Origin of the sequence: Candidatus Tisiphia endosymbiont of Neophilaenus lineatus (assembly GCF_964264975.1) — a bacterium.
Lineage (GTDB): Bacteria > Pseudomonadota > Alphaproteobacteria > Rickettsiales > Rickettsiaceae > Tisiphia.
Genome location: NZ_OZ183649.1, coordinates 954,013 through 970,797 on the forward strand (window position 1 = coordinate 954,013; position 16,785 = coordinate 970,797).

Here is a 16,785-nt window from a genome sequence, read left to right on the forward strand (position 1 = left end):
CGTGTTCATTATTGCAATTAGTATCAGAAACATCAAAAACTTATTATGCTAATTCTCAATTTTCAAAAATTTCCATAAGCTACACTTAAGATTCATTAGCTACAAGAGTTAATTTTTGGATGTCTTCTATACTCAAACCAGTAGACTCAGCAATGACGTCAATTGATAATCCAGCTTTAAGTAAGTTTTTAGCTATAACAATTTTCTCTCTAGCTTCTCCCTCTAGCTTCTCCTCTAGCTTCAGCAGCTTGCAATTCATCTCTATCGTTATAAAGCTTTTTTTGGTAATAGGAGTAGTTTGCCCTCTCTTCTTTGGTCATTTTGAGAATGCTCAGCTTGTCTGCTATTTGCCTCATATAAGGCGAATGATAGTTTGGTGGGACTTCATCATATTTCATGACATGTAGCCAGTCATCAATCTCTTTCTCTAAACGATCATTAAATAAAGGTACTGATATATAAAAATATTCTGGTAGGATGTTAGTAGCATCAAAAACCTCAGAAGTCTCCATGTTCTTAATATGCACATTTAATCTTTCATTAGTTTCTATCTCATGAATAATAGTTTTACCATGGTAAATAGCTCCATTACCATTTCCTATAGGAAAATAGAGTAGGGATATATGAAATATCTTTATTATTTGGGTATAATCTTCTCTTTGAGCAAGGTTATCAACGATGAGTCTTGAGGTGTTAAAGCAGGCCTTATGAATAAAAGAATCCTTAACATTACGCTCGATTTCAATAATGTATTTATGGTGATCTTCGTCTTCTACAATTACATCAGCTAGACTTCTTTTGCTTTTACTATCTTCTTTGTTACTCTCGGTCTCAAGTAAGGCTACTATTTTAACGTCCTTATAACCCTTGGTCTTAAGAAGAGCTGAGATAAAACCTTCTACTATAGCAGAATCGCCTTTATCTTTCAGAAGGTACTTAATAGCATAGTCAAAGGAAATTAACGGTTTATCGTTACTCATAATAATTATTTATGTTATTAGTAGTACTCAGTTATACTCAAATGATCCTACGAATTGGATTTGAAAATGAATGGTGAGCATGCTAGGCTATGATATTTTCAAAAAACAATTCGTAGGAGCAGAAGAGTTATTAATATTAAAGCTAATATAGCATAAAATCAATAGTACTACTAGCTTCATTATTAAATGAACCAATGTGGTTGAAGTTAAGCATAGTTAATTCATATGATTATCTTTTATAACTGTCAGCAAAGAGTTTTTTAAAACAAGCACTTTTTCATTATATTTTTTAATGAAGTCAGGTAGCTTAGAACAGATTATATCAATATTTTGTCGAACCTTTTCTATGGCATTAAATATAGTTAACGGACAGTCAACACGGTTAACCGTTAACATATCACGTAAAAATTCATCATCATAAACATCCGCTGTAGGACCGACTAAACAAGGTACTCCTAAACCTAGGCTTTCTAAAACTATCATAGGGGAACATTCCGAATTAGTAATGTATAAAGTTAAATTAGTATTTGCCATCAATTTTATTAATTCTTTATGTGGTAAATTCTCAGGAAAAACTTTAAGTTCTACATCTTCCATCATCCAAGAAGCATATTTATTGTTATCAAAAGAGAAATTAGTATAACAACAAACTCGATCTTTGAACATACTTATCGCCGCAAATTGAGGGTAGAGATTCTTGATCCATATGTTTGATGTACTCCATATACCAATTGTAAATTTACCAGTTTCTCGGGAAATTATCTTTTTTTCTAGCAGCAATGGTATGAAGTTTTGTAATAGATAAGATTGTACACCATTGGCTATAAGAAATTGTTCTAGACCATTTTTCAGAGTGATAATGGATTTAATTTTATGCTGCTTATATAAATTCAACCATCTATCAAAAGTTTGGCAATGACCAATACCTACCCATTGGGCAGGAGAACCATGCCATAAATAGTAGATATTTAAACAATTATCCCCTTTCACTTCATGTAGCTTCTCTACTAATTGAATATGAACATCAAGCCCTCCAGATATAATTAAGTTTTTAATACCTGTTTTTATAAGTAATTTTGCTATTTGAGTAATAATTTTGTCAGGTAAATACGAGTTAATATAACTTATCAAAACGTTGAGTTTTCCCATAGGAAAAGGAATGGTTTTATTAAATAATCCTTTAGTAGAATTAGCAACTCCAGGAAAAATGCTAGGATAAATTACATAAATATCATCCATATCTTTTTGCCCTAGAGGCAGCGGGTCTAGATTTCCGCCGTTGCTGGAATGACATTGATCTTGTTTTTGTCCTTGATATTTGATTATAAAATTTTTAAAATTATCATAGTCATTTTTTGAAAAAAAAGAATAGAACATAGTAATTATTCGTCTAACAGGCAACTTAACCCAAGAATATTTTAGAAGAAATCGTGCTATTTTCTTAAGAAAGGGTAAGGAAAGGAGTCTTGAGAGTAGTCTATACGTTACAGAGGAAGAATCTTTATTATTAACAAGCTCTATATTTCTTAAAATTTGGTGTTTTGTTTGTAATATCTGTTTTTTAGTATGATTATTTACTGAATCTTCTATAAATGAATACCATAAGTTTTGCATTTGAGTTTTATTTGCAAAGATTTCTTGATAAGAAAGACAGTTTTGTTGTTTAATCTTTGCTAATAGTTCCCTTTCAACATTTAATTTTTTTATTGCATTTATAAATCCTGTATGATTCCGGTTAATTATAAATTCATGTTGCACCTCAGGTAACACCTCCCTAGCAATACCTACATCCGTAGTAATAATTGCACAACCAAATGCCATAGCTTCAATAATGGGTAGCGGCGTTCCTTCTTGCACAGATGCTATTAGCAAAATGTCTGTTTTTTTTAAAATCTCCCAAATTTCTTGTTTAGAACGTATTCGCTCATTTTTATCCACTATACATCTTTTGATATGAATTCCATCTTTATCAATCTGTTCTAGTGCCGGTATAATTACTGTTTTTAGACCTTTATAATCAGGAGTACTACTATACCAACTTCTCCAAGAACTATTACCAATCCATGTTACAACTAAACTTGCATGATCTTCATCATGACTTGATTCCGCATCATGAATTAGTACATTATCATAAATTACTTGCCAAGGCTTTGGATAATCTATGATATTTGCATAAATATCATATAATCTTTTAGAAGTAGTGTAGTAGTTATCAATAAATTGGAAAGTTGGTAAATTTTTTAATATTTCACTTTCACTTTCAATAAATAGATGATCAGGTATGCTAGTGGTAATGGTAGTATTTACTAATATTTCTCCTGTAGCCTTACTATTACTAGAATTATCTGCTATGCTTCTTAGTAATGCTGTCAGATAGCCACGATAGAAAAAATGTATTAATTTAATAGAAGTATATTGGTTTAATTTGATTAAAAAATCCTTATATGTTTTGTAATCACAGCTGTAAATAATATGACAATCATATTGGTTGCTTAGCAAAGATTGAACATATTGAGCGACGTTATCAAAAGCCCATCCCCTAATATCAGATACTAAAATCAGGGTTTCTTTTGAATTCATAAATTTACACTAAATAGCTCTAATAATACAGCTTCTAACTCATATACTGGCATATAATTTAAAAGTTGCTGAGCCAATTCTGTGCTGCCAACAGAAATATTTATACTCCCGGTCTGAGTTGGTAGATATTTTATTCCTTTGACAATAGCAATCTTATTAATTAGTTGAATAAGTTCATTTATAGAGTAGGTACGTCCCGTACAAACATTTAATATAGGGGCTGAGGTACTCGCAATAGACAAGGCTCTAACACACATATTGGTAACATCTGAAACATGTATAAAATCACGACTTTGATTACCATCACCAAAAACAACCAGCTCCTTACCCTCTTCTACTTTCTGTTTAAATATTGATATTACCCCAGAGTAATCAGAACCTCTAAGTTGCCCTTTACCATAAACATTAAAAAGGCGTAAACCACAGGTTTTAAGAGATTTAATCTCACCAAAAACCTTAGCTTGCAGCTCACAGGTTAATTTATCCACTGCATAAGGAGAAAACGGGTTTACCTTACCATTCTCTTGTAAAGGAAAGTCACTTACTGTGCCATAAACGGCAGCAGATGATGCATATACAACGGGTATATTCTGTTTACTTGCCTGAAGAAATATATTAATAGTTCCTGTTAAATTCACTTGATGATTGTGATACCAATTATCAATTGATTCCTGTACATTTGCTATCGCTGCAAGATGGAAGCAACCATCAATATTTCTAAATAGTTTTTCTAAAATATTTTGATCTAAGATATTCCCTTGAATAAATTTAACATTTTTTTTTAACGAATTCTTGAGATCGCCTGTTGAAAGATCATCTAATATTACAACCTGCTTGCCTTCTTTTACTAGTAAGTCAACAAGATGTGAGCCGATGAAACCAGCCCCTCCAGTAACTAAATAATTTGACATATGTTATTAGTGCAATTAATTTTTATGATATAATTAAGTGGGTATTTGCTCTATAGGTATATTTATAGAATTATTATTAAGAAAAGCAAATGAAAAAAATTATCATTTTTACAAACACAGATTGGCACTTTTATGCCCATCTTCTACCAATTGCTTTAACTGCCAAAATGCAAGGCTATGAAGTTAAAGTGTTAACAAATATTAGTGAGTTCAAAGATAAGATAGAACAGCATGGTCTACAAGTAATCCCAATTTCAATAAAGCGTGGAAGTATCAACCCTGTTACTGATTTACTATTATTAATCAAGTTAATTAGCATATTAAATAAAGAGAAACCAAATATATTGCATAATTTTACTATAAAACCAATTTTTTATGGAAGCATAAGTGCTTTCTTGTGCAATATATGCTCAAAAAAGAAGAGCTTACCACGAGTTATTAACACTTTTGTTGGTATGGGTTTAATTTTTATAAGTAGTAATCTTTTGCTAATATTAGTTAGAAGCATTATCGTTAGAATAATATCCATAATAGGATATTATAAAAGTATGTTATTTGTTGTACAAAACGATGATGATTTAACTTTACTGGTAAAATTAGCTATAGCACCCAAAAATTTAATTGTTAAACAATGCAGCGTTGGTATAGAAACTGAAAAGTTTCCTTTTCTTCTAGAACCACTAGGTAGTAAAATAGTGGTGGCATTGGTAGCTAGAATGATTATTGATAAAGGTATATATGAATTTATATATGCTGCAAAAATATTAAAACAAAAAGGTATAAATGCTGAGTTTTGGTTAGTTGGTGAACCTGATAAAGATAATAAGCAATCAATAGCACAATCAATATTAGAAGACTATCAAAATCTAGGATATATCAAATATCTTGGTTATCAGAAAAATATAGAAGAAATATGGAAAAAAGCACATATTGCAGTATTACCTTCCTACCGTGAAGGGCTAAGTCGTAGTCTTTTAGAGGCTGGAGCATATGGTAGAGCCATTATTACTACTGATGCCCCAGGTGGTAGAGAATTAATACAAGACCAAATAAACGGATTATTAGTTAAACCGCAAAATACAGAAGATTTAGCAAGAGCTATGGAGCTATTAATCACTATGCCTATACTTAGAAAACACTTAGGTAAAAAAATTCGACAAGATATTTTAGAAAAATATGATTGCCAATTAATATCCGAGAAGATGGTTAATTTTTATATAAACTAATTTTTGGATTTGGTATCATCTCACTCTAACCTGCTGCCCTACTCCCTTTCCTCCACTACTAATTTGAAATGCCTTTCTTTTATTTTTACCTAGAAAATTATCAAAATCTCCTTTTGTAAACTTAAATTCAGTAATATTCTTTGCTGGACTTTTACTTGTATCAAATCTCTGATCTTGTTTTTTATCAATAGCTAATAATTCTACAAAATCATTTCTAATTTTATTCGGTGTTGTTGGATTATTTAAGGTCTTAATCAGTGATTCTATAGACTTGGTATCATTTCTAAGTTCATTATTGCGTGCAGTTGCTGCAACTAGTACATACTCTCCTAATACATCCTTGTTATCTTTCCCCTCCCAGCGTTCTTTCGTACAAAAAGATAACAACTTGTCAGCTTTTTCTTGATGATTTCGCATAACATCACGATCTTGCCAAGAGTTCTCTTTCTTAATTTCCTCTGAGGGAACTATATAACCTAATAGCTTATTAAAAAAAGTTTTATTCAAATTTTCATTATCATAAACTTCATAAACACTTAGGAGAAATTCTTGTTGTTCAAACGCTTTATCTACCTTTTTACCAAGTTCAAAATTATTTAAATACCTCAAAGTCTGAAAAAGAGCTTTAAGATGTAAGTAAGGTGCATATTTTTTAGCATCATCAAAGCTAAGAGTAGATATATCTTGAGTATTTAATGCAACCGCATTTAATGCATTCTCACGTAAATTATCAAAAGTCTTTTCATTAGTTTTTGTGTATATAAGATTTCCACCAACTTTAGCTAGCATTTTATATACTACATCAATTAAAAATTTCACTAGGGCATTTGGACCTTCAAAATTCTTAGCACTATATATAGCAATATTTGCTGAATCATCCATACCACTACCGAAGGCAAGAGCTAAAACCCTACCTCGCTTTTTTGCTAGGGTAACATTCTCAAAACCATCCAACTCTTCCGTAACATCGACTTTACTGTTATTTTCAGGGAAATAGTCCATAGGAGTATTGTCTCTATACCCCCCATCGACATACTCGACACCATCAATTTTTACAGGTTGAAAAACTAAAGGAAGAGAAGCGGAAGCATGGCAAGCTCTAGCAATTGGAACATCAGGAGTATTTTCAGCACTAAAAATTTGCAAAGTACTATCATCTCGCCTTACTGCAGTAATTAATAAGTCTTTAAATTGCACTGGATCAAGAAGTCGTAAAAGAGCTAAATCCTTAAAAAGGAGTTCACCACCCTTTTGACATTTGTCTGTTAATTCAATGAATTCTTTGCCGTTAGATTCTATTATAGCTTGAATTTTCTTGGATTGTTTTTTAAAATTTTGTTCCTGAAAATCTAAACCTTGAATATTTTCATTTATATCAGCAATCTGTTGACTATTATTGTCATCTTGTTGTTTTAATGTTTCAATCGTATTTAAAAGATCTTGCCTTTTTTTGTCTAACTCTCTCAGTTCTTCTGAAATCCTTTCATGTCTCGCTGTAGCAAGTTCCACAAAATTTTTGCCCTTTAAAAAATTATAAGCAACTTTTCTTATAGTCTTATCTACAAGCTCGTATAATGGAGTGCCATCTTTGCTAAGCGGCACCGGACCAATTGAAAATCCTTGAGTCCCAAGTAAATCTTTGAAGTTTGTATTTTTTGAAATAGCTTCATATTCTTTAGGTGGTATACCAAATGCTGTCACTGCAGCAGCTATTGCCCCTGCCGATGATCCTGCAACTCCTTCTACCTCATCAATTACTTCAGATTCATTCAAACCCTCTAAAACACCAGAATATCCACCCCCCTTAGCTCCACCACCACTATAAACCACATATTTTAAAGGACTTTGCTGCCTTTCTTGCATTTCTTTTTGTAATTTACTCATAATCTTTACTCAATTATTATAAGATTCTTATATAATTTCATCTTCTAGGTTCTGTTGACAAAAATTATAACGTAACCATATTAAAGTTCCAACAAAATTTAAAAAAGCTAAGAAAGTGGCTGGAGCCTTATCAAATCTAGAAAATATACGCCTAAAATGTTTGATTTTACCAAATCAGCACTCAATTAAATATCGTTCCTTATAAGTATGTTTATCATATTCACGTTGTACTTTACGGTTAGATTTTGGTGGTATAACAATCTCACACCCCTTATTTTCTAAACTTTCTACAAATGCACTACTATCGTATCCTTTATCGGCTATCACAGTCGTATTCTGAACATCTTGAGTAAGATTTCCCGCTTGAGTTATAGCCGAGTAGAAATCATAGCTCTTACCATCCTTTAATTAATAAAGTTTCATTGCTATGATAGCCCTCACAGAACCGTGCTTGTGGTTTTCCCACACACGGCTCTTCAATATAGCTATTCTGCTTTGAAGTAGTACCATATAAAGAAAACTTTATTTTTGGCATTGGTAGCGGATTCCACTGCAAATAGTTTTTAAACCATTTATAGCTTACTTTTCTACTACCTCTTCGGTTTATCCACTTATGTACCATTTGTACAGTTCTATAGTAAAACTTAGAGATCGATTGAAAATTACCGCTAATACCAACATAATTATAATGTCCTGTTAGTTTTGATTTTAGTGTTGGCCACCATTCTTTCAAAGCTATTTGCGATCTTATTGACTTTAACCATTCTTGAGTTTCTTTTAGTTTTCTTGCAAAGCTACTCTTCATTGTCTTATGACCCATTACAAAGTATCCTTGCCTACTTTTTCCACAATAGTGAGTAAAACCAAGAAAGTTAAATGTCTCCACTTTCTCTTTCCTTTTACTTGCTAGTTGCCAAGGTCGTCTACCAAACTTAACCTTCCTTGTTTTCTCTTCTGATATGCTTAATCCAAAACCTTTTAGCCTATCTTGTAGTAAGTTTAAAAATTCTTCTGCATCTTTAGCACTTTCACAACACACCACATAATCATCACAGTATCTTATTAACTCAACATAGCCTTTAGCTTTTGACTTAAAGACTTTCTCAAACCATAGATCTAAGACATAATGTAAGTAAATATTTGCAAGTATTGGACTTGCTACTGAGCCTTGCAGTATACCTTGATCACTGCTACTAACAACACCATCCTTAGTTGCTCCAGCTTTTAAAAGTCTTCTTATTAGCCACATAAAATTCTTGTCTAATATTCTTTCTTCTAAACACCTTTGCAACCAATAATGATTTATGTTATCGAAAAATTTCCTAATATCTACTTCTACAACATAATTAATTGGCTTTTTCATTACCACTTCATTTAAGGCTTTTATTGCTGAATGACAGCTTAAGTTAGGTCGAAATCCGTAAGAGCATTTTAGAAAATCTTGCTCATATATTGCTTCTAACAATTTCTTTACTGCTAATTGCACTATTTTATCTTCAACTGTTGAAATACCAAGCCCTCGCTTTTCTTTGCTGTTAGTTTTAGGTATATATACCATTCTAACTGCACTAGCCCTGTAGCTTCTATCTTTTAGTCTCTGCACAAGCTTTTCTACATGCTCCTCTAGATTCTTGCCATATTCTTCAACCGTTACTTCATCTATGCCATAAGCTCTGTTCCTTTTCAGCTCTTTGTAACATTTAATAAGATTCTCCTTATTTATATGATGCACAAGTGCTGTAAATTTTAGCTTCTTATCTTCCTTAGCTTTAGCAGATATAAGTTTAAGTTTACTTTCCATTCTACTCTCTAACCTCCGTGTATTAGTGAATTAAGCGTACTTACACTAACGCTATATTGCTGACCCCTTCCCCATGTACATGGCTTTCCCATGCTCAGAATACTATGAGTCAGTCCGACTTCCATTGTATCATACTTTAATTCTTGCTCTTAACAGCTTGTTTTAAAGTACTCACTTGCGTAAGAATACAATGGATCTCCTAGGTTCAGGTAAATTCCATCTTGTAGCGTGTCATGGTCTGTGACTCCGGTAGAGCAATAGTTGCTCGCCTTATCGCAACTACACATCCTGTTTTCCATGAAATGAAGCATGTCAACCTCTATGATATCGCATATTTCGGAGCTTATATCCTTCACTTACGTTACAACCCACTACATCCCTCCTCTCAGCTTCACATAATTCGTTACCTCCATATATGTGAAATTTGGTTCTACGCTGTTGGCTAAACTTTACGTAGGTTGGATTTTCACCAACTGTAATTTACCCGCTTTGCCTAGCGCCATCATTTCTTTGCCCAGCAGTTAGTATAAACTTTAATGGATTACCAAGGACATCAACAAGGGTATGAATTTTAGTACTAACACCACCTCTGCTTCTACCTAAAGCCGCTTCTTCTTGATTACCTTTGATATATCCAGATGAGCAAGCATGTGCTCTCACAATAGTTGCATCAATCATAATTGATTCCATATCTGCATCTACTTTAACATAATCCATTAAATCATCCCATATACCTTTGTCAACCCATCTCTTAAATCTGCGATAAATACTGTACCAACAACCATAATCATCCGCTAGAAGACGCCATTGGCAACCTGTTCTAACAATAAACCATATTGCTTCAATAAAATATCTCATTTTTTCTTCATTCTTGTTGTGTATACCATTTCTTTCCTTAAAAAATAATAAAATTACTTCCCATGCTTGTTCTTCTATGTAATACTTCATATTGGTAGTTCCTTTTTTTGATAACTAGAAACTACCATTTCTTCTTACTATGGCAACTTTTTATTCCTCTTGCCTAACTATAATTTTTGTCAACAGAACCTAGTATAGTCTTTCCGCTTAGTAAATTTAGCAGAAGACAAGAATACTCCAGTTCCTATGGCTAACAATACTGAAACCGTGAAAATACTGGCAATTATAAAATGTCCCAATACAGCCAAAACTATAGTAGTAATACAGACCATTATCATGAATATAATGCTACTTATTCTACCTTTTTTTGTTACGCTTTCATAAACCTCAATACTTTTAATATCCATCTGATGTCTATGTACTTGCTCTTTTTCTGCCATGGCAATTAGCTTTGTCAATGTTCCTGGATAAATATTTTCATATTCTGCGATTAAATCTACAGGTGGCAAAATATGTGCAAACTTCTTACTATAGAAGCTATTATCTGACTCCTGAGGATTACTAACTTTTAAATATCCTTTGTTCAACCTATTGTTATTAGCAAAAAAACTTTTACTATCTTTCATATTCTTTTCTTATTTCTTGAAATGTTGAATTAATATCTTTTTCTACTCTAATAAAGTATTCAAGTAAATCTGTCTCTGGCTTTTTTCTTACTGTCGTTTGAGATATTTTAAATACACTAAAAAAGCCTATTAGGAAATGTCTTACAAATTCTTTATTCATTTATTCTCATATTAAATTATAAGATTAGCAAGTATGCAAGTTTAAGTATACTAGGTCATAGCAATCCTACATTTTTTATGTCACTACTGTTAAGAGTCCTCCCGAGCGTCTATTAGCGAGGAGTCACGCAAAAGCAGCAACGCGGCAATCTAGGATACGCGAAGCGTTACTCTAAAAAAACAGCTTCGCTGTTTACCTAGATCGCCACGGCATCTAAAGAGCCTTGCTATGACGATTATAGAAAAATGTAAGATACTATGATACTAGGTTCACAGCACCTAGAGTGATTATAACAAAGCTTTAAGAAAAATGGGAGAAATAATCTTTAGTTTTGATAAAAATCATTTTTTTAACCTCAGTTTAATGTAATAAATTATATAGTAGGCTCAAGTAATCATCGCCATTAGGGAGGGATGTCACCAAAGTAACTCCTCGCTAATAGCTCATAGGCTATTCTCCCTATGACTTTTATGTTATACGTAAGGTGAATTACTCATTAAATTGCTCTTTAATAATTCGATTTTCAAGGCTATTTTTTTTATCAAATAGTAACTTTATCTTCTTGTGTTTTACAGATTTAATTAATACTGACTTTATATTATTAAACTCTTGAAAATCTGCAGCTGCATTTACTGGTCTTTTATTACTTTCTAAGATTTCAAACTTTATAGTAGTAGAAAATGGTAGTAACGCAGCATGCCAGCGTCTTGGACGGAAAGGACAAATTGGTGTGAGGCATAATACGTTTGACTCAAGTGGCAAAATAGGACCTCCAGCAGATAAGTTGTATGCACTACTGCCAGCTGGGGTTGCAACCATTGCCCCATCGGCTACTAATTCACTCATACGCTCAACTTGATCAATTTCGATCTTGAATTTAGCAGCTTGGTTGGTTTTACGAAATATTGATACTTCATTAATAGCTAGGGCAGTATAGGTTTTATTGTCTATGCTTTCTGCTTGCATTTTTAATGGGTATAAATGAGAAATTATAGATTCTTGTAAATTATCCATTAACTTTTCAACAATAACTGGATTCATTAAAAACCCAATGTTACCAGAATTAATTCCATAAAAAGAAACATCAAGATGCATATAACGGTGTATCGCATGTAGTAATTCTCCGTCCCCTCCAACTACAACAATTATTTCTGCTTCTTCTACCTTACAAAAGTTATAAACTAGTTCAAGCTGTCTAACTATTCCTAATGATTTTGTCGAACTATTATAAACAATCGCAATTTTATTTAAATTAATTTTAGTTTTTGCCAACATAAATATAATAGATGATTAATTATTAGTGTAACAACACATGAAGCCAGTACATCACTTAAAAAATGTCCTCCCATTAATATACGACTTAGTCCAACTAATGTACCAAAAATCAATGTGATACTATAAATTCTTGAGAAAAATATCAAAGGAGCAACATAAGCAAAACTAGTTAAGCTATACGCCATAGCTGCATGGCCTGATGAAAATGAGCAATTATGTAAACATTCATTAGAGATTGAGAAGGCTCTAGTAAAATTTTTTGTACCATTAAACTCTTTAATCTGCAGCGGACGAGCCCTACCAAAATTTTCTTTAAATATATAATTTACTAGTAGTCCAGGACCTATTGCTGTAGATAAAATTATATAAAAACCCCCTGAAATAATAAGCCTATTAAAAGTTTTGTACTTAACAATTAAGTAAAGTAGGTATAATAATATTACTATAGTCAGTATAGTAGTTAATATTGGAATAACTTCAAATAATAATTGTACAATATTATTGTTACGATAGATAAATCCATTATTGCTGTCGTAGAATAATTTTGAGGAATCTATATCCAAATTAGGAAGTAGTATAGTTAATAATAAAACTATACCAAAGGTGAATATACTAGTATAAACTAAATTAGTATTAATCATAGACTAAAAGCCAAAAATAAGTTATAAAAGTATACTTAAATCCTACATCATATAGAAGTTAATATGTCATTCAACATTAAAAACCATAAAAATGATTTACTATTTTTACCACTTGGTGGTGCAAATGAAATAGGCATAAATGTCAATCTATATCATTATCAAGGAAAATGGTTGATGGTTGACTGCGGTAGCGGTTTTGCCGATGATTATTTACCAGGTGTTGACATGATAATTGCTGATATTAGCTTTATTGAACGCTATAAAAAAGATATAGTAGCTTTAGTTCTAACTCACGCACATGAAGACCATTTGGGAGCAATCCAATATTTGTGGAGTAGCCTAGAATGTCCAATATATGCTACTACCTTTACAGCAAATTTTCTAAAACTTAGATTAGCAGAATATGATTTTGCTAAAACTATAAAAATTCATGAAGTAAAGCCTTCGGCAAAAATAAATCTTGATCCATTCCAACTAGAGATGATACCGCTAACCCACTCAGCTCCAGAAATGCAGGCGATTATGATACGTACAGAAGCTGGCAATATTCTCCATACAGGAGACTGGAAATTTGATAATGATCCGGTACTTGGTAAGAAAGCTGATGAAGCTCTACTAAAATCTTATGGGGATGAAGGGGTTCTAGCTTTAGTCTGTGACTCAACTAATGTATTTAATGAAGGAACTTCTGGTTCAGAAGGAGAAGTGCGTAAAAGTTTAGTAGATATTATAGCAGGTTGCTCTCAGATGGTTGTGGTAACAACTTTTGCCTCAAATTTGGCTCGTCTTGAGACTCTAATTCACGCAGGTCAGATGGCAAAAAGAAAAGTTGTCCTATCGGGAAGAAGTTTGCATAGAATTTTGCTTGCAGCACAGGAAAGTGGTTATATGAAAGATATTGCCCCTTTGATCGATGAACGAGATATAGCAAGATTTAAAAGGCAAGAACTTTTAGTTATTGCTACTGGTTGCCAAGGTGAGCCTCTAGCAGCTACTGCAAAAATGGCAAATAATAGTCACCATAGTATAAAGTTAGCTCCTAAAGATACAATTATATTTTCTTCAAAAATTATTCCTGGCAATGAAAAGAAAATTTTCCGTATGTTTAATATTTTTGTGAGGTCAGGAATTGAAGTGGTAACTGAACGAGATCATTTTGTACATGTTTCTGGGCATCCATCAATTGACGAACTCAAACACATGTACTCTCTAATTAGACCTCAGATTTGTGTACCAGTGCATGGTGAGCCGGTACATATACATGAACACGCGAAATTAGCTCGTAAAAATGTTATAAAACATGCTGTTGAAGTCGAAAATGGTAGCTTAGTATTACTTGATCCTCATAATCCTCGTATTTTATTCAAGGTAACAACGGGTTATTTGGCTGTTGATGGCAATTATCTTTTACCAGCAGACTCATCGATTTTTAGAACTCGTAGACGTATGCGTGATTCTGGTATAGTAGTGGCAAGTTTGGTAATAAATAAAAATGGTAGCCTTAGTTGCAGACCTATTTTATCTATGCCGGGTCTTCTTGACCCTGACGATGATGCACAGCTAATTAATATGATTAAAGATGATATTGTTGAAACGATAGAAATTCAGAGGAAATCAAAAGGTAGCATTCTCAATGAACAGATTGAGAATGCTGTAAGGTCGGCTATTCGTAAGACATTGAAACATGAGATAAATAAATCACCCATTATCATAGTCAATGTGGAAAAAGCTTATTGAGAACTAGTTTATTAATCTAGTTTATTGAATGCAAGTTAACTAAGGAGATATTATATTATGGAATCATATAGTTTTACATCTGATGTGATGCTGCACAAAATATAGATAAAGACTTACAATATGTAGCAGAGTCCTTTGATCCTAAATATGATAAAGCTTGTCAAAAAAATCCTCAATCTCGTGAAAAGCAGGTTAGCAAGGATATAGAGCGTGGTGTCTTTTATCTTGAAACCCAAGATGGACAGCTAGTAGACTTACTAGCTAAGTGTAAGTTAGGTAAAGATCAGGACTATGAGGTAACTTATCAAGATATGCATGATATATTAACAAAAGATTATCATTTATCACAAGAACAAACAAAATATATTTTATATGCAAATCACCAAGGGGGTATAGCTGGCGGTATAGGTGGATTGACTCCACTAAGATTTAAAGCATTTAATAACTATGGATGCGATCCTATGAATGAATGGCTAAGAGATGGTAGTATGTCCAAGATCACTATAGATAAAGATCGTAATGTATCATATATTGGCGGACAGAATTTCATGTTTGATTATAGTATGGGTGCTTTCTTGCCAAATAGTGACCTTAGAAAGATGATGGGTACGGAATTTAATAGCCAAGATTATATGGCTGTAAATATTACCGCTTCGTTGGGAGCAGTAGGAGATCTTGAACCAAAAACGCAGGTAGTAATTGATGTAGCTGGCACTGGTCAGATTGCTGATCGATTTATTAGCGATATACAAACAATCCAAACAAATTGTGAGCAAAAATCCCCTCAAGCAATTATTGATAGTAATAAGGCTTTATCGAAAGAATTATTAACTGCTCCTCTTAATGAAGAGCAATATAAAACAGATATGAAAAAAAGAGTTTCGGAAATCATATCAGATAAAAGAGTGAAGCCGGAAACAATAAGTACATTTAAAAAAGCAAATGGTGCTACAGAGGCTTTAGCTGACGTATTGATAGAGCAAATTGATCAAGCAATCGCAACTCAAAAAGATAAAAAAACAGGGAAATTAAGCTCACAATCTATTAATGACATTGCTAAAAAAGCTGCGGAACAGTTAAATAAGTTTATCGATAATCCAAGTAAATATACAGTAAAGAAATTTACTAAGCAATTAGTAAATGATCAAGCTGCATCATCGAATACGACAATGCCAAGGAAGAATTTTATTAAAAGAATTTGTGAATATTTAAAAGACAAATGGCATGGATATTCTGATGACAAGAGCAAACTACCATTGGCTGAACAATTGAAGAATGAGGCAAAATTTGTCGGACAAAAAGCAAAATCACATATGTCATCTAACGCACCAACGTCACCACCTCCACATAATGAAAAAACAGAAGGTAAAGGAAGAGGTTAGGAAAATTTTTAATAGACTTCTTGCAGCAGTAGAATTATGTAAGAAGTCTAATCTTCGCATCAGCTGGTCTAATATATAACGGTTCTATGGAGTTAGAGAAATTGTGCTTCCTTATTTTATCGGCTATATATTTGCATATATGCAGTGCCTTAACTCTAGTAAAACGAGGTAAGATTGTTAAATTTTTTATATCCCTAATCTTGTCGTATATCATCTCTACCCCACTACCTGCACAGACATTAATAGCAGCATTTTCTGTATTTAATAATTCCACAGCTTGGTCATAATTTATCAGTGACGGAATAGAAACTTGTTCATCTTGATCAAAAACTTGGCTATATAATAGTCCTCTATATGCATTGAGAAAAATAAAAATTTTATTATAATTTTTTACTTGCCTGCTAGCCATCCACCAGGAAAACTCAAAATTAGATATAGTAGCACCTATTATATCTGTACTTAGCAAAATGCCTTTTGTCACTGATAAGCCTATTCTAATGCCTGTAAAACTGCCTGGACCGTTTGTAACGGTTAAATAATCTAGGTCAGGATAAGAAAGCTTTGCTATTTTCAATGCTTCTTCAATCATTGGCACGATAGTTTCAGCTTGCATAGAAGACCTTAATTCCTCAATATAGGCTAGAATAACCTGATCTTCAGAGATTGCAACAGATGCACTATTATTTGCCGTATCAAATGCTAAAATTTTCATTTATAATATAAT

At 32.7% G+C, this 16,785-nt stretch carries 14 protein-coding genes and 1 pseudogene; 3 read left to right on the forward strand and 12 right to left on the reverse strand.

Going from position 1 to position 16,785, the window contains the following annotated elements:
- Nucleotides 1–209: 209 nt before the first annotated feature.
- From ACFE3K_RS05610 to ACFE3K_RS05620, 3 genes are all read right to left on the reverse strand, one after another.
- Nucleotides 210–980: a PD-(D/E)XK nuclease family transposase gene (locus ACFE3K_RS05610; RefSeq protein WP_375358590.1), complete on the reverse strand. Its 771-nt coding sequence runs from the start codon at nt 978–980 to the stop codon at nt 210–212.
- A 216-nt stretch (nt 981–1,196) separates the two neighbouring features.
- Nucleotides 1,197–3,560 carry a glycosyltransferase gene (locus ACFE3K_RS05615; protein ID WP_375358591.1) on the reverse strand — a complete coding sequence of 788 codons (2,364 nt, stop codon included), beginning with the start codon at nt 3,558–3,560 and terminating at the stop codon, nt 1,197–1,199.
- Nucleotides 3,557–4,471 (reverse strand): NAD-dependent epimerase/dehydratase family protein, encoded by a 915-nt coding sequence (locus ACFE3K_RS05620; RefSeq protein ID WP_375358592.1) that lies wholly within the window; start codon nt 4,469–4,471, stop codon nt 3,557–3,559. The genes ACFE3K_RS05615 and ACFE3K_RS05620 overlap by 4 nt, the downstream gene beginning before the upstream one ends.
- An 89-nt stretch (nt 4,472–4,560) precedes the next feature.
- Between ACFE3K_RS05620 and ACFE3K_RS05625 the strand changes: the two genes are divergently transcribed.
- Complete coding sequence (locus tag ACFE3K_RS05625) at nt 4,561–5,697, forward strand: glycosyltransferase family 4 protein (protein WP_375358593.1); 1,137 nt, start codon at nt 4,561–4,563, stop codon at nt 5,695–5,697.
- Nucleotides 5,698–5,712: 15 nt separating this feature from the next.
- Here the strand turns inward: ACFE3K_RS05625 and ACFE3K_RS05630 are convergent, their stop codons facing one another.
- From ACFE3K_RS05630 to ACFE3K_RS05665, 8 genes and pseudogenes are all read right to left on the reverse strand, one after another.
- Complete coding sequence (locus ACFE3K_RS05630; protein ID WP_375358594.1) at nt 5,713–7,581, reverse strand: patatin-like phospholipase family protein; 1,869 nt, start codon at nt 7,579–7,581, stop codon at nt 5,713–5,715.
- Nucleotides 7,582–7,755: 174 nt separating this feature from the next.
- Nucleotides 7,756–7,953 carry a transposase gene (locus ACFE3K_RS05635; RefSeq protein WP_375359443.1) on the reverse strand — a complete coding sequence of 66 codons (198 nt, stop codon included), beginning with the start codon at nt 7,951–7,953 and terminating at the stop codon, nt 7,756–7,758.
- 22 nt (nt 7,954–7,975) lie between these two features.
- Nucleotides 7,976–9,382: a group II intron reverse transcriptase/maturase gene (ltrA, locus tag ACFE3K_RS05640; RefSeq protein WP_375358595.1), complete on the reverse strand. Its 1,407-nt coding sequence runs from the start codon at nt 9,380–9,382 to the stop codon at nt 7,976–7,978.
- 480 nt (nt 9,383–9,862) lie between these two features.
- A complete protein-coding gene (locus tag ACFE3K_RS05645; RefSeq protein WP_375358596.1) occupies nt 9,863–10,330 on the reverse strand; it encodes an IS5 family transposase in 468 nt (155 codons plus the stop codon).
- Between the two features lie 242 nt (nt 10,331–10,572).
- Nucleotides 10,573–10,866, reverse strand: a pseudogene (locus tag ACFE3K_RS05650) (DUF2335 domain-containing protein); the annotation flags it as partial.
- Nucleotides 10,856–11,026, reverse strand: coding sequence for a hypothetical protein (locus ACFE3K_RS05655; RefSeq protein WP_341747583.1), 171 nt, complete (start codon nt 11,024–11,026; stop codon nt 10,856–10,858). The pseudogene ACFE3K_RS05650 and the gene ACFE3K_RS05655, both read right to left, overlap by 11 nt.
- A 489-nt stretch (nt 11,027–11,515) precedes the next feature.
- Nucleotides 11,516–12,283 carry an NAD kinase gene (locus tag ACFE3K_RS05660; RefSeq protein WP_375359493.1) on the reverse strand — a complete coding sequence of 256 codons (768 nt, stop codon included), beginning with the start codon at nt 12,281–12,283 and terminating at the stop codon, nt 11,516–11,518.
- Nucleotides 12,274–12,864 carry a phosphatase PAP2 family protein gene (locus tag ACFE3K_RS05665; RefSeq protein ID WP_375358597.1) on the reverse strand — a complete coding sequence of 197 codons (591 nt, stop codon included), beginning with the start codon at nt 12,862–12,864 and terminating at the stop codon, nt 12,274–12,276. Before ACFE3K_RS05665 ends, ACFE3K_RS05660 begins: the two co-directional genes overlap by 10 nt.
- Nucleotides 12,865–13,005: 141 nt before the next feature.
- Between ACFE3K_RS05665 and ACFE3K_RS05670 the strand changes: the two genes are divergently transcribed.
- Both ACFE3K_RS05670 and ACFE3K_RS05675 read left to right on the forward strand, forming a co-directional pair.
- Nucleotides 13,006–14,679 carry a ribonuclease J gene (locus tag ACFE3K_RS05670; protein ID WP_375358598.1) on the forward strand — a complete coding sequence of 558 codons (1,674 nt, stop codon included), beginning with the start codon at nt 13,006–13,008 and terminating at the stop codon, nt 14,677–14,679.
- Nucleotides 14,680–14,990: 311 nt separating this feature from the next.
- Nucleotides 14,991–16,061, forward strand: a complete 1,071-nt coding sequence (locus ACFE3K_RS05675; RefSeq protein ID WP_375358599.1) for a hypothetical protein — start codon at nt 14,991–14,993, stop codon at nt 16,059–16,061.
- A gap of 34 nt (nt 16,062–16,095) precedes the next feature.
- On the opposite strand, the gene tsaB is transcribed toward ACFE3K_RS05675, so the two are convergent.
- Nucleotides 16,096–16,773 (reverse strand): tRNA (adenosine(37)-N6)-threonylcarbamoyltransferase complex dimerization subunit type 1 TsaB, encoded by a 678-nt coding sequence (tsaB, locus tag ACFE3K_RS05680; RefSeq protein ID WP_375358600.1) that lies wholly within the window; start codon nt 16,771–16,773, stop codon nt 16,096–16,098.
- Nucleotides 16,774–16,785 lie beyond the last annotated feature (12 nt).

What these genes read in the sequence shown, in the direction of transcription:
- ACFE3K_RS05610 (WP_375358590.1), bottom strand. Translation starts at nt 980, where the DNA reads ATGAGTAACGATAAACCGTTAATTTCCTTTGACTATGCTATTAAGTAC.
- ACFE3K_RS05615 (WP_375358591.1), bottom strand. Translation starts at nt 3,560, where the DNA reads ATGAATTCAAAAGAAACCCTGATTTTAGTATCTGATATTAGGGGATGG.
- ACFE3K_RS05620 (WP_375358592.1), bottom strand. Translation starts at nt 4,471, where the DNA reads ATGTCAAATTATTTAGTTACTGGAGGGGCTGGTTTCATCGGCTCACAT.
- ACFE3K_RS05625 (WP_375358593.1), top strand. Translation starts at nt 4,561, where the DNA reads ATGAAAAAAATTATCATTTTTACAAACACAGATTGGCACTTTTATGCC.
- ACFE3K_RS05630 (WP_375358594.1), bottom strand. Translation starts at nt 7,581, where the DNA reads ATGAGTAAATTACAAAAAGAAATGCAAGAAAGGCAGCAAAGTCCTTTA.
- ltrA (WP_375358595.1), bottom strand. Translation starts at nt 9,382, where the DNA reads ATGGAAAGTAAACTTAAACTTATATCTGCTAAAGCTAAGGAAGATAAG.
- ACFE3K_RS05645 (WP_375358596.1), bottom strand. Translation starts at nt 10,330, where the DNA reads ATGAAGTATTACATAGAAGAACAAGCATGGGAAGTAATTTTATTATTT.
- ACFE3K_RS05655 (WP_341747583.1), bottom strand. Translation starts at nt 11,026, where the DNA reads ATGAATAAAGAATTTGTAAGACATTTCCTAATAGGCTTTTTTAGTGTA.
- ACFE3K_RS05670 (WP_375358598.1), top strand. Translation starts at nt 13,006, where the DNA reads ATGTCATTCAACATTAAAAACCATAAAAATGATTTACTATTTTTACCA.
- ACFE3K_RS05675 (WP_375358599.1), top strand. Translation starts at nt 14,991, where the DNA reads ATGCATGATATATTAACAAAAGATTATCATTTATCACAAGAACAAACA.
- tsaB (WP_375358600.1), bottom strand. Translation starts at nt 16,773, where the DNA reads ATGAAAATTTTAGCATTTGATACGGCAAATAATAGTGCATCTGTTGCA.